At 65.4% G+C, this 15016-nt stretch carries 12 protein-coding genes; 5 read left to right on the forward strand and 7 right to left on the reverse strand.

Annotation, left to right across the window (positions count from 1 at the left end):
* The first annotated feature begins 1 nt into the window (after window position 1).
* The gene (gene recN / locus Q2M23_RS01055) at window positions 2–1675 is read left to right on the forward strand and encodes a DNA repair protein RecN (RefSeq protein WP_316393728.1); all 1674 of its coding nucleotides are present in this window, start codon (window positions 2–4) and stop codon (window positions 1673–1675) included.
* A 95-nt stretch (window positions 1676–1770) separates the two neighbouring features.
* On the opposite strand, the gene Q2M23_RS01060 is transcribed toward recN, so the two are convergent.
* Window positions 1771–2058, reverse strand: coding sequence for a GIY-YIG nuclease family protein (locus Q2M23_RS01060; RefSeq protein ID WP_057015104.1), 288 nt, complete (start codon window positions 2056–2058; stop codon window positions 1771–1773).
* A gap of 124 nt (window positions 2059–2182) precedes the next feature.
* Here Q2M23_RS01060 and ligA point away from each other — a divergent pair, with 124 nt between their 5' ends.
* Entirely contained in the window at window positions 2183–4333 is a 2151-nt protein-coding gene (gene ligA, locus Q2M23_RS01065; RefSeq protein ID WP_316393729.1) for an NAD-dependent DNA ligase LigA, read from the forward strand.
* A 95-nt stretch (window positions 4334–4428) separates the two neighbouring features.
* Here ligA and Q2M23_RS01070 read toward each other — a convergent pair whose 3' ends face one another.
* Complete coding sequence (locus tag Q2M23_RS01070; RefSeq protein ID WP_316393730.1) at window positions 4429–5706, reverse strand: multidrug effflux MFS transporter; 1278 nt, start codon at window positions 5704–5706, stop codon at window positions 4429–4431.
* Between the two features lie 300 nt (window positions 5707–6006).
* A complete protein-coding gene (locus tag Q2M23_RS01075) occupies window positions 6007–7836 on the reverse strand; it encodes an aminopeptidase P family protein (protein WP_316393731.1) in 1830 nt (609 codons plus the stop codon).
* A gap of 190 nt (window positions 7837–8026) precedes the next feature.
* On the opposite strand from Q2M23_RS01075, the gene Q2M23_RS01080 reads away from it, so the two are divergent.
* Window positions 8027–8212, forward strand: a complete 186-nt coding sequence (locus Q2M23_RS01080) for a hypothetical protein (RefSeq protein WP_028342170.1) — start codon at window positions 8027–8029, stop codon at window positions 8210–8212.
* An 18-nt stretch (window positions 8213–8230) separates the two neighbouring features.
* Here Q2M23_RS01080 and Q2M23_RS01085 read toward each other — a convergent pair whose 3' ends face one another.
* Window positions 8231–8737, reverse strand: a complete 507-nt coding sequence (locus Q2M23_RS01085) for a hypothetical protein (RefSeq protein WP_316393733.1) — start codon at window positions 8735–8737, stop codon at window positions 8231–8233.
* Entirely contained in the window at window positions 8734–9618 is an 885-nt protein-coding gene (locus Q2M23_RS01090; protein WP_316393735.1) for a 50S ribosomal protein L11 methyltransferase, read from the reverse strand. The genes Q2M23_RS01085 and Q2M23_RS01090 overlap by 4 nt, the downstream gene beginning before the upstream one ends.
* Before the next feature lie 170 nt (window positions 9619–9788).
* On the opposite strand from Q2M23_RS01090, the gene Q2M23_RS01095 reads away from it, so the two are divergent.
* A complete protein-coding gene (locus Q2M23_RS01095; RefSeq protein WP_316393736.1) occupies window positions 9789–9953 on the forward strand; it encodes a Flp family type IVb pilin in 165 nt (54 codons plus the stop codon).
* A 263-nt stretch (window positions 9954–10216) separates the two neighbouring features.
* Here Q2M23_RS01095 and Q2M23_RS01100 read toward each other — a convergent pair whose 3' ends face one another.
* On the reverse strand, window positions 10217–11818 hold the full coding sequence (locus Q2M23_RS01100) for an NAD(P)/FAD-dependent oxidoreductase (RefSeq protein ID WP_316393738.1): 1602 nt from the start codon (window positions 11816–11818) through the stop codon (window positions 10217–10219).
* Between the two features lie 179 nt (window positions 11819–11997).
* Between Q2M23_RS01100 and Q2M23_RS01105 the strand changes: the two genes are divergently transcribed.
* Window positions 11998–14262: a fused MFS/spermidine synthase gene (locus Q2M23_RS01105; protein ID WP_316393740.1), complete on the forward strand. Its 2265-nt coding sequence runs from the start codon at window positions 11998–12000 to the stop codon at window positions 14260–14262.
* A gap of 46 nt (window positions 14263–14308) precedes the next feature.
* Here the strand turns inward: Q2M23_RS01105 and Q2M23_RS01110 are convergent, their stop codons facing one another.
* The gene (locus tag Q2M23_RS01110) at window positions 14309–14896 is read right to left on the reverse strand and encodes a TetR/AcrR family transcriptional regulator (RefSeq protein ID WP_316393741.1); all 588 of its coding nucleotides are present in this window, start codon (window positions 14894–14896) and stop codon (window positions 14309–14311) included.
* Between the last annotated feature and the right edge of the window lie 120 nt (window positions 14897–15016).

Consider the following 15016-nt stretch of genomic DNA (forward strand, 5'->3'; position numbering starts at 1 on the left):
CATGCTGGCGCGTCTGTCGATCCGTGACATCGTCCTGATCGAACGGCTCGATATCGAATTTTCCCGTGGCCTCGCGGTGCTGACCGGCGAAACCGGCGCAGGCAAATCCATCCTGCTCGATGCTTTTGCGCTGGCGCTAGGCGGCCGCGGCGATGCCGGACTGGTGCGCCACGGCGCCGAACAGGGGCAGGTCACCGCCATGTTCGACGTCCCGAAGGGGCATCCGGCGGCCGGGATCCTGGCCGAGAACGGCCTCGACGACACCGGTGAGATGATCCTGCGCCGCGTGCAGCTCGCCGACGGCCGCACCCGCGCCTTCATCAACGATCAGGCGATCAGCGTGCAGACCCTGAAGGCGGTCGGTGCCGTGCTGGTCGAGATCCATGGCCAGCATGACGAGCGCGCGCTGGTCGACGCCTCCACCCATCGCCAGCTGCTCGACGCCTTCGCCGGACACGAGAAGGACGCCGCGGCGCTGGAAGCGCTGTGGGATATCAGGCGGACTGCCAATGCTGATCTCGACGAGCATCGCGCCGGCATGGAGCGCGCCGCGCGCGAGGCCGACTATCTGCGCCATGCCTCGCAGGAATTGAAGACGCTGGCGCCGAAGGAAGGCGAGGAGACCGAGCTCGCGGGTCGCCGCACCACCATGATGCAGGGCGAGAAGATCGCAACCGATCTGCGCGAGGCGCAGGAGGCGATCGGCGGCTCGCATTCGCCGGTGGCGTCGCTGTCGGCGGCGGTACGGCGGCTGGAACGGCGCGCCGCCAATGCGCCCGCGCTGATCGAGCCCGCGGTCAAGGCGATCGATATTGCGATCAACGCGCTGGAAGAAGCCGACCAGCACCTCAACGCCGCGCTGGCGGCAACCGATTTCGATCCGGCCGAGCTGGAGCGCATCGAGGAGCGGCTGTTCGCGCTGCGCGCGGCCGCGCGTAAATATTCGACGCCGGTCGATCTGCTGGCCGCGCTGGCGGCGCAATATGCCGGCGACGTCGCGCTGATCGATGCCGGCGCCGACCAGCTGAAGAAGCTGGAAGCGGCCGCCGCCGAAGCCGACAAGCGCTATGCGGCAGCTGCCGCCAAACTGTCGGCGGCGCGCACCAAGGCCGCCGAGAAGCTCAACAAGGCCGTCAACGCCGAGCTTGCGCCGCTCAAGCTCGAGCGCGCGAAGTTCATGACCCAGGTCGACAGCAACGCGGCCGCGCCGGGGCCGCAGGGCATCGACCGTGTCGAGTTCTGGGTGCAGACCAATCCGGGCACCAAGCCGGGGCCGATGATGAAGGTCGCCTCCGGCGGCGAACTGTCGCGCTTCCTGCTGGCGCTGAAGGTCGTGCTGGCCGATCGCGGCTCGGCGCCGACCTTGGTGTTCGACGAAATCGACACCGGCGTCGGCGGCGCGGTGGCCGATGCGATCGGCTCGCGGCTGGCGCGCCTTGCCGGCAAGGTGCAGGTGATGGCGGTGACGCACGCGCCGCAGGTCGCGGCCCGCGCCAGCCAGCATCTCCTGATCTCCAAGGATGCGCTCGACAAGGGCAAGCGGGTCGCCACCCGCGTCAACGCGCTCGCCGCCGACCACCGCCGCGAGGAGATCGCGCGCATGCTGGCCGGCGCCGAGATCACCGCGGAGGCGAGGGCGGCCGCGGAACGGCTGCTCCGGGCGGCGACAGCGTAATCTCTCCCCTCGTCATTCCGGGGCGATGCGAAGCATCGAACCCGCAATCTCGAGATTCCGGGTTCATCGCTGCGCGATGCCCCGGAATGACCACCTCAGGTACAGATCGACTCGTACAAGTCATTCCACTGCGGATTGCTCGCTTCGATCAATTGCGTCTTCCACGCTCGCTTCCACTTCTTGAGCTCCTTCTCGCGTGATATCGCGGAGATCGGGTCGTCGTAGATTTCGAACCAAACCAGCTGCGTGATGTTGTATTTGGACGTGAAGCCTGGGACGGCCTTCATTCGATGTTCGTAGACCCGCCGCACGAGATCGTTGGTGATCCCAACATAGATTGCTCCGTCTCGTCGACTTGCTAGAATGTACACGTAGTACGACATGAGCCCCATTTCCCACACAGTCATTCCGGGGCGATGCGAAGCATCGAACCCGGAATCTCGAGATTCCGGGTTCGGTCCTGACGGACCGCCCCGGAATGACGAAAAACTATAGCGCGCCCGTCGCATGGCTAAAGCAGTAAAAAAGAAAGAACTCTCCGACGTCGACAAGCTCACCAAGGCCCAGGCCAAGGTCGAGTTGATGCGCCTTGCGCTCGAGCTCGAAGGTCACGACAAGCGCTACTATCAGGACGATGCGCCGAGCGTCACCGACGCCGAATACGACGCGCTGCGGCAGCGCTACAATGCGATCGAGAAGCGCTTCCCTGAATTCGTCACCGCGGAATCGCCGTCGCAGAAGGTCGGCGCCGCGCCGTCGGGGCGCTTCCGGAAGGTTCGTCATTCGCTGCCGATGCTGTCGCTCGACAACGCGTTCGCGGAAGCCGACGTGGTCGATTTCGTCGGGCGCATCACGCGCTTCCTCAAGCTGCCGGATGACAAGATCGATTTCTCGGCCGAGCCGAAGATCGACGGGCTCTCGATGTCGCTGCGCTACGAGGGCGGCGAACTCGTCACCGCGGCAACCCGCGGCGACGGCGCCGAGGGCGAGGACGTCACCGCCAACATCCGCACGCTCGAGGACGTGCCGCAGAAGCTGAAGGGCCGCAACGTGCCCGACATTTGCGAGGTGCGCGGCGAGGTCTATATGACCAAGAAGGCGTTCCTCGCGCTCAACGAGCGGCAGAAGGCGGCCGACGACACCATCTTCGCCAATCCGCGCAATTCGGCGGCCGGCTCGCTGCGGCAGAAGGATCCCACAATCACTGCCTCGCGGCCGCTCGGCTTCTTCGCCTATGCCTGGGGCGAGATGAGCGCGCTGCCGGAGGATACCCAGACCGGCATGATCCACTGGTTCGAGCGGTGCGGCTTCAAGACCAATCCGCTGACCAAGCTGTGCCACTCGGTCGAGGAGCTGATCGCCTTCCATCGCAAGATCGAGGAGCAGCGCGCCGAGCTCGACTACGACATCGACGGCGTCGTCTACAAGGTCGATCGCATCGACTGGCAGGAGCGGCTCGGCTTCGTGTCGCGCACGCCGCGCTGGGCGATCGCGCACAAATTCCCGGCCGAGCGCGCCATGACGGTGTTGCGCGACATCGAGATCCAGGTCGGGCGCACCGGCTCATTCACGCCGGTCGGCAAGCTCGAGCCGGTCGGTGTCGGCGGCGTGATCGTGCAGAACGTCACGCTGCACAATGAGGACTACATCAAGGGCATCGGCAACAAGGGCGAGGTGCTGCGCGAGGGACGCGACATCAGGATCGGCGACACCGTGGTGATCCAGCGCGCCGGCGACGTGATCCCGCAGGTCGTCGACGTCGTGATCGACAAGCGGCCGAAGAGCGCGAAGGAATTCCACTTCCCGAAGAAATGCCCGTGTCCGCTGCACACCGACGTGGTGCGCGAGGAGACCGCGGCTGGCGAGGAGGGATCGCGCGCCCGCTGTACCGGCGAGTTCGCCTGTCCGTTCCAGAAGGTCGAACACCTCATTCTGTTCGTGTCGCGCCGCGCCTTCGACATCGACGGTCTCGGCGTGAAGCAGTTGCAATATTTCTTCGACGAGGGATGGGTCAAGGAGCCGGCTGATATCTTCACGCTGCAAAAGCGCAACGCGAAGCTGAAGCTCGAGGACATCGAAGGCTACGGCGAGACCTCGGTGCGCAATCTGTTCGCCGCGATCGACAGCCGGCGCAGGATTGGCCTGGAACGCTTCATCTACGCGCTCGGCATGCGCCATGTCGGCGAGACCACCGCGCTGGCACTGGCGCGCGGCTATGGCTCCTGGGACGCGTTCCACGATGCCTGCCTCAAGGTCGCCAAGGGCGACGAGGAAGCGATGGCGGAGATGGATGCGCTCGACCAGATCGGCGACACCGTGATCAAGAGCATCGCCGACTATTTCGGCGAGAGCCACAATCGCGGCATCGTCGAGCGGCTGACCGGAGAGCTCGACGAGATCATCGACGCCGAGAAGCCGAAGAGCAATTCGGCGGTCGCCGGCAAGACCGTGGTGTTCACCGGATCGCTCGAAAAGATGACGCGCGACGAGGCCAAGGCGACCGCCGAACGGCTGGGCGCCAAGGCGGCCGGTTCGGTGTCGAAGAAGACCGACTACGTCGTCGCGGGGCCGGGCGCCGGCTCGAAGCTTGCCGAAGCGCAGAAGCACGGCGTCAAGGTGCTGACCGAGGACGAGTGGCTGAAGCTGATCGGGGAGTAGGGTTGTCCGTCATTCCGGGGCGCCTCGAAGAGGCGAACCCGGAATCTCGAGATTCCGGGTTCGATGCTGCGCATCGCCCCGGAATGACGAACTGCTCACATCATCCCCTGCTCATCCTCCTCGGCCTGCGCGATCAGCTCCTCGCTCACCACCACCTGCCGCCGCGGCACGACGAAGATCATGGTGCAGGCGCAGGCGATCGAGATCGCGAAGATCGCCGCAGTCAGCGGCAGCGTCGTGGTGGAGTGGCCGCCGAGATAGGCGCCGAATTGCGAGATCAGCGAGCCGATCCCCTGCTGCAGGAACCCCATGGCGCCCGAGGCGGTGCCGGCGGCTTCGGGCCGGATGCTGATCGCGCCGGCGGCGGAATTGGCCATCACGAAGGCGTTGGCGATCATCACGATCATCTGGGTGCCGAACAGCCAGAGTGGGGCCTGGTTTACTCCGGTAAGACTCCAGACCAGGTTCAACAGGCTGCCGCCGACCTGCAGCGCGAGGCCGAACCAGATCAGTTTCTCCAGCGAGTGCCGCGGCGCGAAGCGCACGCACAAGAGATTGCCGACGAAGTAGCCGAACCCCGTCATCGCGAACCACGCGCCATACTCGGCACTGGTCCGGCCCATCTGGGTCACCACGATGTAAGGGCCGCCGCCGGCGAAGGCGAAGATGATCTGCGACGCCAGCACCTGACACAGCAGATAGCCGACGAAGGCGCGGCTCGTCATCAGCTTGCCGAGGTCGCCGCGGAAGCTGGAGCTGTCGGCGCGGTCGCGGCGGGTTTCCGGCAGCGCCAGCGCGATGAAGATCGTGGTGATCAGCGACGCCGCGGTGATGAGATAGAGGATCGCGCGCCAGCCGAATGTGGTCTCCAGCAGGCCGCCGGTCAGCGGGCTCACCATCTGCGCGATCATCAGCGCGGCGACGACAAGGCTGATCATGGCGCCGACCCGCTCGCGCGGATAGAGATCGCGGATGATGGCACGGCTGATCACCATGCCGCTGGCGCCGCCGAGCGCCTGGAAGAAGCGCGCCGCGATCAGTTGCGGCAGGGTCTCGGCGAACACCGAGCCGACGCCGGCCACGACCATCAGACCGAGGCCCGCGAGCAGCACCGGCCGACGGCCGAACCTGTCGGACAGTGGCCCCATGATCAGCTGTGAAAGCGCGATGCCGACCATGTAGAGCGACACGGTCATCTGCGCGATAGAGATGTCGCGGCCGAAGGTGGTCGCCAGCACCGGCAGCGCCGGCACCAGCATGTAGAGCGAGATCGGCGCCACGCCCGTCATCACGACGAGCATCAGCAGCATGACCTTCGATGTCGCGATGTTGTCTTTGGCCGCGCCGGGCGGCTTGCCCATCACGCCGTGCATTCAGGTCCGATCCAGCATTGTGGAAAGACTGTAGCGTGCCCGTCCGCGCGGAATACGGGTGTTTCGGCATACGCCCATGCGATTTCAGGAGACGCGGTGACGATGTTTCGTCTCGCGCAATAAACGCTCTGTCGTCAGCTGCGAATTCCGCTGTCGTCCTCCGCGAAAGCGGGGGACGCGGTATTCCAGAGGCAGGCGTATTTGAATTGAGAGGCCGCGGCGTACTGAATCCCCCGCTTTCGCGGGGGGGATGACACCGAGTGGGGACGACGTCGAGTGTGCGGATGGCTGGGCGCGCCGCTACTTCAGCGCCGCCGTCGCCTCATCCAGCCACAGCTTCGTCGCGTTGTCGTCGAGATGCGGGCGCACCGCATGCGCAACGCGGGCGTGGTAGTCGTTGAGCCAGGCCAGTTCGTCCGGGCTCAGCATGCTGACCTCGATCAGGCGGCGATCGATCGGCGCCAGCGTCAGCGTCTCGAATGCATTGATCGGCTTCTCGGCGCCGGCAATGTCGGTGCCGATCACGAGCTCGAGGTTCTCGATCCTTATGCCGTAGGCGTCGGTCTTGTAGTAGCCGGGCTCGTTGGACAGGATCATGCCGCGCTTCAGCGGCGTGGTGCCGAGCTTGGAAATCCGCGCCGGCCCTTCATGGACGCTGAGATAGCTGCCGACGCCGTGGCCGGTGCCGTGCTCGAAATCGATCCCGGCCTGCCAGAGATATTGCCGCGCCAGCGTGTCGAGCTGCGCGCCGGTGGTGCCGTCGGGGAAGATCGCGCGGGCGATCGCGATATGGCCGCGCAGCACGCGGGTGAAGCGGTCGCGCATCTCGTCGGTCGGCTTGCCGATCGCGATGGTGCGGGTGACGTCGGTGGTGCCGTCCTCATATTGTGCGCCGGAATCGATCAGCAGGAGATCGCCGGGCTCGATGCGGCGGTTGCTTTTGCGCGTCACGCGGTAGTGCACGATGGCGCCGTTCGGCCCGGTGCCGGCGATGGTCGGGAAGGAGACGTCCTTCAGCGCGCCGGTCTGGCGGCGGAACGTCTCAAGCGCCTCGACGGTGTCGATCTCGGTGAGGCTGCCGGAGGGCGCCTCGCGATCGATCCAGGCGAGGAAACGCACCAGCGCCACCGCGTCGCGCTGATGCGCCGTGCGCGTGCCCTCGATCTCGGTGATGTTTTTGACCGCCTTCAAGAGGCTGACCGGATCGCTGCCGCGCACCGGCTTGCCGCCGGCACCCGCGATCAGGCGGCTCAGGGCGTCGGCTGCGGTCGCGTTGTCGAGCGCGATCGAGGCGCCGCGCTTGGCGAACTCGGTGAGTTTTGCCGCCAGCGCCGCGGGCTGCTCGACATCGGCCGATTGCTCGAGATGGTCGCGTGTCGAGTTGGACAGCTTGCGCTGATCGATGAACACCAGCGGCCGGCCTTCCTTCGGTACCAGCGCATAGGACAGCGGCAGCGGCGTATGCGAGACGTCGGCGCCGCGGATGTTGAAGGTCCAGGCCACCGCGTGGCTGTCGGACAGCACCAGCGCGTCGACGCCGAGCTTGTTGATCTCGAGGCGGATGCGCTTGAGCTTCTCGGCTTCGATCTCCCCGGAAAACTGCGCGCCGTGGATCGTAACCGGACCGAGCGGCGGTGCCGGCCGCTCGTGCCAGATCGCATCGAGCGGATTGCCGTCGACGGCGACCAGTTCCGCGCCGGCCTTGGCGCAGGCCGCGGCCAGCCGTTCGGCTGCCGCAGAAGTGTGCAGCCAGGGGTCAAATCCTAGGCGGTCGCCGGCCGCCAGATGCCGGGTCAGCCAGTGCTCCGGTGGCGGCTCGACCAGCGGCTCGACCTGCCAGGCCTTGCGGTCGACCTGCTTGCCGGCCTGCAGCGTGTAGCGGCCGTCGACAAACAGGGCGGCCTCCTTGCTCAGCACGATCGCGAGCCCGGCCGATCCGGTGAAGCCGGTCAGCCAGGCGAGCCGTTCCTCGGAGGCCGCGACATATTCATTTTGCTGCTGGTCGGCGCGCGGAACCACGAATCCGGTCAGCTTGCGCCGCGCCAGCTCCTCGCGCAGCGCGCTCAAGCGGGCAGTCAGCGCCACGCCGCCTTCGGGCTCTTCGAACGTCTGGAAATGGGCTTCGAACATCGCCGTCGCACTCTCTTCGGATGAAGCATGACCTTCGCGCGAGCGCGGTCAAGCATGACCATATTTTTGGCATAACTTATGCTTGAATATGGCATAGTGGAATTGGCCGGACGATGTCCACTGCACGTCAACGGTCAAGCGTACGGGGAGTGTCCAGGAGTGTCTCAACTCAACGGTGAGGAGATGCACGATGCCTGCATTCACGTTTGAGAAGATCTCGCCGCCGGTCCGCCGCGGCCCGATCGCGCCGGTCGAACAGAAGCAGCGCGGCGTCATCGTCCAGATGCTGGACCGCCTTGTCGAGGCGCGCGCCAAGCGTGCGGCCGGTCAGGACAAGGTCGAGACCATCCGTAGCGATTCGCCAGCGCCCGAATAAACAACCCACGGATCGCGGCTACCGTTCCAGATCGGAAGCCTTCGCCACGGTCACATTGACGACCTTGCCGCCCTCGAGCTCGCGCACGATCCGCTCATCGGGGCCGACGATGCCGAGATCGAATTCGCGCTCGGGCGTCACGAGCGTCATGCGCTGGCCGGCGATCACGACGACGGTCATGTCGAGCGTCTCGCCGGAGATCGCCCATTCCCTGAGCTCGTTGCAAAACGGCTCTTTGCGCCAGGCGTCGGGGAAGCCCGGATCGCATCTGACCTCAAGACCATCTTCCGACGTGGTCAGGACGAGCTTCGACCTGGAAGGCTTCCAGTGCTCCTCCAGCAGCTCGTTCGCTAGCCAGACGCAGCTGAACGAGCGGCATTCCGCCGGCCGGCCCGGATAGGTCCGGCAGCCGCGCCCCGGCTTGCAATGCGGGCACCACGTGTTGGCGGGCTTGGCCAGTTCCTCGATCGCCATCACCTTGCAGCAGAGCGTGCAGTCGCCGCACTGTCTGCCGGTCGCGGTCACTTCACGGAGCGCAGCAGCAGGCTGCTCCAGCCCTCGATCTTCAGATGCCGCAGCGGCACCAGCCCGCGGGCGCGGTAGGCGGCGATGACCGCCGGCGCCTGGTGCGTCAGCAGGCCCGAGAGAATGACCTGCGCCGACGAGGCGAGGTGACGCGCCATCGGGCCGGCCAGCTGCCGCAGCGGATTGGCGAGGATGTTGGCGAGCACCAGGTCGAACGGACCGTCCTCGGCGAAGCGCGGAGCGGCAAAGCCGGTGGCGCGGATCACGTCCACCAGATCGCCGGCGCCGTTCAGCCGGGCATTCTCCTCGGCGACCCTGACCGACGGCGGGTCGATGTCGCTTGCCAGCACCTTGCCGTGCAGCGCCTTGGCGGCGGCGATCGCCAGCACGCCGGTCCCGGTACCGAGATCCAGTACGCGGCGGGGCTGATACGCCTTCAGCACGTGGTCGAGCAGCAGCAGGCAGCCGCGGGTGGTGCCGTGATGGCCGGTGCCGAAGGCCAGCGCCGCCTCGATCTCGATCCCGAGCTTGTTGGGGGGGATCCGGTGCCGGTCATGCTGGCCGTGGACGATAAAGCGGCCGGCCGCGACCGGGACAAGATCTTCCAGGCTGGCCTTGACCCAGTCCTTGGCCTCCACGGTATCAAAGACTAAAGTCGATGCGACATCCTGCCGCAGCACCTGGCCAACCAGTTCGCGCAGTAAATCTTGGTCCGGCGGCTCGGCAAAATGGACGGTGACGTCCCAGCGGCCATCCGGTCGCTCGAAGGCCGCAAACGCCGCCTGATCCTCGAAAAACAGCTCGGAAAGCGCATCTACCACGCGCTTTGCGGTCGATTCATCTGGAAGGGTGACGCTGGCGCGGTGTGTGGACGGGGTCATCGGAGGCCGGTAGCGCGATTTTTGTTAAAATTTCAAGCCGGATTCAATCGAATATCGCGAGAATTGAGAGGTTCCCGGTTCAGACAACCTTAGATGTTGCCGTACTACTAGGGTGGCGGAACTGGGAACACCCTTCGTTCCAAGGCATCACAACCAAGGGCAGGGCTGCAATGAAGGCTTTTATCGTTAAGTTCTTGCGGGATGAATCCGGCGCGACCGCCATCGAATACGGACTGATCGCGACCGGTATCGCCATCGCGATCATCGCTGCGGTGAATGGCGTCGGCACGGCACTGAGCGGGACCTTCAACTCGATCAGCGGCTCGCTGAAGTAATTTCTCGAACGGCGTTCTCAGGGAAGCACCGGGCGACATGTCGCCCGGTGTTTTCTTTTTGACCGATTGTCCACAGAGCCACACGCAGCTTGTCGACAAGACATCAACTGCGTTCTCCCGGGATTGTCAGCGTCGATCGCACAGCCGGTCCACAGCGACGTCCACCGGTTATCCCGTCTTGAGACAAGGCCGCTGTCCACCGCAGACCCACAGCTTCTCAACACGCCTGTCCTCAGCTTGTCCCGCGGCGCGCGGTGTGTCGTCTACGAGAACAGCGCGCGATGGTCGGCCAGGATGGCCCGCGCGGCATTGTGGCCGGGGGCGCCGGTGACGCCGCCGCCGGGATGGGCGCCGGAACCGCAATGGTAGAGACCCTTCAGAGGTCCGCGATAGTCGGCATGGCCGAGCATCGGCCGTGCCGAGAACAACTGGTTCAATGTCAGCGCGCCGTGGAAGATGTCGCCGCCGAGCAGGCCGAATTGCCGCTCGAGGTCGAGCGGCGACAGGATCTGGCGGCCGATCACGCTGCCTGCGAACCCGGGCGCGTAGTGGTCGACGGTTGCGATCATCAGATCGGCGACCTCCTCGCGATGATCGTCCCACGATCTGCCGTCGGGCAGTTGCGGCGCGACGTGCTGGCAGAACAGGCTCGCGACATGCTGGCCCGGCGGGCTCAGGCTGTCGTCGAGCGTCGAGGGGATCAGCACCTCGACGACCGGAGCGCGGCTCCAGCCGAATTCGCGCGCGTCGTGCCAGGCGCGATCCATGTAGCCGAGGCTCGGAGCGATGATGATCCCCGCCGTGAGGTGATCCCCTAGGCCGGGCAGCACGGTGAACGAGGGCAGGGCACTTAGCGCCACATTCATCCTGAACGTGCCGGACCCGTTCCGCCATCGTGAGATGCGCGCGCGAAACTCGGGCGCCAATGCGCCCTCCGGCACCAGGCGTGTGTACAGCAGCTTCGGATTGACGTTCGAGACGACGTATTTGGCGCGCACGGTCTTGTCATTGTCGAGGACGACGCCGACGGCGCGCTGCTTCTCGACGATCACCTCGCTGACGGCAGCATCGGTTTCGATCTCGACGCCATGGCTGCGCGCGGCACGCGCCATCGCCTGGGTGATCGCACCCATGCCGCCGATCGCGTGGCCCCAGACGCCTTTCTTGCCGTTCACCTCGCCGAACGCATGATGCAGCATCACATAGGCCGAGCCCGCCGCGTAGGGGCTGGCATAATTGCCGACGATGGCATCGAAGCCGAACAGCGCCTTGACGAGGTCGTTCTCGAATCGCTCGTCGAGCATCTCACCGGCCGATCGCGTGAATAGGTCGAGCAGATTGCGCTGCTGTTCCAGCGACAGCCGGCGCAGGATGTTGGCGGTGCCGAGCGCGTTGAAGGCCTCGCTGATCGCGCTGATGCCAAAGCCCTCGACGAGGTTCGGCGGTGCGCGCAGCACGAATTGCCGCAGCACGTCGGCGATGGCTTCGAGTTCCCCTGAGAACACGCCGATTGCGGCGGCGTCCTTGCGGCTGAGCTTTGCGACCGACTCCCGGGTTCGGCATTCGCCCGTCAGCAAATAGCTGCCGTCGGGCGCGGGGAGGAAGTTCTGCGCGCGCCGCTCGACGATCCTGAGGCCGTGATCGGCAAGTTTCAGGTCAGACACGATCTGCGGATTGAGCAGGCTCACCGTGTAGGCGGCGACCGAATTGCGGAAGCCCGGGCAAAATTCTTCGGTGACCGCAGCGCCGCCGACCACCTTGCGGCGTTCCACGACCTTCACGCGCAGCCCGGCCATCGCGAGATAGGCCGCGCAGGTGAGGCCGTTGTGCCCCGCACCGATGATGACGACGTCCGTTTCGTTCATGTCCGCTTCAAGAAGCAGTGATTAGAGCATGTGCTGTGGCGCCGCAGCGCCGCGTCGTCAAGTCCGCGTGACCGCCGTTTCTTGTCCGTGATAGTGCCGTATGCTCAACTGAAATCCTCCGGTGGGGTGCCACCGGACTGTCCGCCTCCGGCGCCCGCCGGGTCCATGCCGGAGCTTTCATGACGTCTGAGCCGACCGCCTCGCGCAACCGGCTGGTGCTGGTTGTCTACACCGCCGCGATCTTCGTCAGTGCCCTGTTGCTGTTCTCGGTGCAGCCGCTGTTCACCAAGATGGTGCTGCCGCGGCTCGGCGGCTCGCCGGCGGTGTGGTCGGTGGCGATGGTGTTCTTCCAGTCGCTGCTGCTCGGCGGCTACGCCTATGCGCATCTCTTGATGAAGCTGAACGGCCGTATTGCGCCGGTCGTGGTGCATCTGGTGCTGCTCGTCGTCGCGTTGCTGACCTTGCCACTGGCGATCAGGAGCGGCTGGGGCGAGCCGCCGACGTCCGGCTATGCGATCTGGCTGCTCGGCCTATTCGCGGTTTCGCTCGGCCTGCCGTTCTTCGCGCTCGCCGCCAACAATCCGCTGCTGCAGGCCTGGTTCGTGCGCACCGGACATCCCAATGGTCCCGATCCGTATTTCCTCTACGCATCCTCGAACATCGGCAGCTTCCTCGCGCTATTGTCCTATCCGGTGCTGCTCGAGCCGATGTTCACGTTGCGCACCCAGAACCTGATCTGGACCGGTGGTTATGGTCTGCTGATCATTCTGATCGCGAGTTGCGGTGTGCTGCTGTTGCGGTCGCCGGCCAATGCCGCCGCGCTCGACATGCAGGTCGATGACGCCAATGCGCCGGCGCCGTCCTGGCCGCTGCGGGCGCGCTGGATCTTCCTCGCCGCGGTGCCGTCCGGCCTCTTGATCGCGGTGACGGCGCATATCTCGACCGACGTCGCCGCCGCGCCCCTGCTGTGGGTGCTGCCGCTGTCGCTGTATCTCTTGACCTGGGTGCTGGTGTTCCAGTCGCGGCCACTATTGCCGCACAAATGGATGCTGCGGGCGCAGCCGCTGGCGATTGCCGGCGTCGTGATCCTGCTTGCGGTCGGAGGCGAGCAGAACCTGCTGCTCACGCTCGGTGGCCATCAGCTTTGCTTCTTCATCATCGCGATGGCCTGTCACGGCGAGCTCGCGCGCACCCGCCCGGCGGCGAAATATCTCACCGGCTTCTACGTCGCGCTGTCGTTCGGCGGCATGGTCGGCGGCCTGTTCGCAGGGCTTATTGCGCCTTTTACCTTCTCGTGGGTCGCCGAATATCCGATCCTGCTGGCGCTCGCGGCGCTATGCCGTCCGCCCGGCGGCGCGGAGCGGCTGCCGCGCTGGAGCGCCTGGTACTGGCCGTTCCTCGCGGTGCTGGCGGTGGCGCTGATCGCGCCAAGCTATTCGGCCGGCGACATCTTCAACTGGTTCGACGTGCACCGGGTCTGGGTGATCGGCGCGGTCGGCGTGCTCTCGGCGCTGCTGGCGCTCGCGCTGAACGCCAATCGCTGGAAGATCTTCGCCACCGTGGTGGTCGCGCTGGTGGTGCTGCGTGCCTATCCATCCGACGACGGCCGCGTCGAAACCGTGCGCAGCTTCTTCGGCGTGCACAAGATCGTGGTGACGCCGAACGGGCAGTATCACGTGCTGATGCATGGCACCACGATCCATGGCGCCGAGAAGTTCAAGAACGATGACGGCACGCCGGTCGCCGGAAAGCCCGAACCGATCAGCTACTATCACAAGGACGGCGGCATCGGGCGGGCGATATCAGCGATCCGCGAGCGTAAGGGCGCGCCGCTGAAGGTGGCGGTGATCGGGCTAGGTTCGGGGACGCTGACCTGCGCGTCGGCCCCCGGCGAGGACTGGCGCTTCTTCGAGATCGACCAATCAATGGTCGATACCGCGCGCGATCCGAAATACTTCACCTACCTCCAGAACTGCGAGCCGAACCTCAAGCCCGTCATCGGCGACGCGCGGCTGACCTTCGCCAAGGAGCCGGACGGCGCCTACGATCTGATCATCGTCGACGCCTATTCGTCGGACGCGATCCCGATCCATCTCGCGACCGAGGAGGCGATGGCGATCTACAAGGAGAAGCTGGCGCCGCAGGGCGCGGTCGTGATGCACGTCTCCAACCGTCACCTCGAACTTGCCAGCGTCGTGGTCGGCATTGCCGACGCCAACGACATGAAGAGCTGGGTCTACAGCGAGGATTCCGGCCGCGACAACGAGTACATCTTCTCGACCTCGGTCGTGGTCTCCGCGCGCGAGGAGGAAGACGTCGGCAAGCTCGCATCGTCGGATGTCTGGACCGAGACCGAAGCCGACGAGAAGCAGCGGGTCTGGACCGACGACTATTCGAACGTGCTGGGTGCAGTGTACCGCCGCCTGCGCGACGGCGAGCAGTAGGACCTGCTAGCCGAGCCAATCGCGGCGGCTTCCGCGCGATAATTCTCTAGCGATCGGCTACCAGCAGTCTGGCGAACTGGGGCTTGACGATCGCGGCAAACATTCCGGGATCGTCGAAAGCCCTCGCCGAGAGCATTGCCCCATGAACCGATGCCATCAGCATCTGGGCCTCCTCGTGCGGCCGCTGGTCCAGCCGGAACAGATGCTGTTCCGCGCCGGCCTGCAGCACCGAGGTGAGCCATCCCGCAAGATGATGGAAATGGGCGCCGACGCGCGATGCGACCTCGTCCGGCAGCATCGGCATCTCGCCGGCAAGCATCGCGCAGACGCAGAACGGCAGCGAGGCATCGCCGATGCACGCCTGCCAGAAGTTCACGTAAGCCTGCAGTTGGTCGGCCGGGCTTGCGAATTGCTCCCGAAGCGACTTCAGGCCCAGCTCGGTCTGCTGCCGGTAGCGATCCACCAGCGCCGAGACCAGCTCGGCCTTGGTCGGGAAGTGATGGTGGATGCTCGCCTTCCGGATGCCGATGGCATCCGAGATGTCGGCATAGCTAAAGCCGTTATAGCCCCCCGCGACGATGAGGGGCTGCGCGACGTCGAGAATTTTTTCAGAAGTCGAAGTCATCACGTTCACGTCATGCCTACCTTCCAGTAGGTAAATTACAAAGATAGATCAAGGCCTTCCTCTCCACACAGGCGTCCAAGCGCCAAGATTGACTGGAATCCATCAACTACCTACTAGTAGGAAGACAAC

Origin of the sequence: Bradyrhizobium sp. 33ap4 (genome assembly GCF_032654765.1) — a bacterium.
In the GTDB taxonomy this organism is placed as follows: domain Bacteria; phylum Pseudomonadota; class Alphaproteobacteria; order Rhizobiales; family Xanthobacteraceae; genus Bradyrhizobium; species Bradyrhizobium australafricanum.

Excerpts from the sequence above, each read along its gene's own strand:
- recN (WP_316393728.1), top strand. The coding sequence starts at position 2 with ATGCTGGCGCGTCTGTCGATCCGTGACATCGTCCTGATCGAACGGCTC.
- Q2M23_RS01060 (WP_057015104.1), bottom strand. The coding sequence starts at position 2,058 with ATGTCGTACTACGTGTACATTCTAGCAAGTCGACGAGACGGAGCAATC.
- ligA (WP_316393729.1), top strand. The coding sequence starts at position 2,183 with ATGGCTAAAGCAGTAAAAAAGAAAGAACTCTCCGACGTCGACAAGCTC.
- Q2M23_RS01070 (WP_316393730.1), bottom strand. The coding sequence starts at position 5,706 with ATGCACGGCGTGATGGGCAAGCCGCCCGGCGCGGCCAAAGACAACATC.
- Q2M23_RS01075 (WP_316393731.1), bottom strand. The coding sequence starts at position 7,836 with ATGTTCGAAGCCCATTTCCAGACGTTCGAAGAGCCCGAAGGCGGCGTG.
- Q2M23_RS01080 (WP_028342170.1), top strand. The coding sequence starts at position 8,027 with ATGCCTGCATTCACGTTTGAGAAGATCTCGCCGCCGGTCCGCCGCGGC.
- Q2M23_RS01090 (WP_316393735.1), bottom strand. The coding sequence starts at position 9,618 with ATGACCCCGTCCACACACCGCGCCAGCGTCACCCTTCCAGATGAATCG.
- Q2M23_RS01095 (WP_316393736.1), top strand. The coding sequence starts at position 9,789 with ATGAAGGCTTTTATCGTTAAGTTCTTGCGGGATGAATCCGGCGCGACC.
- Q2M23_RS01100 (WP_316393738.1), bottom strand. The coding sequence starts at position 11,818 with ATGAACGAAACGGACGTCGTCATCATCGGTGCGGGGCACAACGGCCTC.
- Q2M23_RS01105 (WP_316393740.1), top strand. The coding sequence starts at position 11,998 with ATGACGTCTGAGCCGACCGCCTCGCGCAACCGGCTGGTGCTGGTTGTC.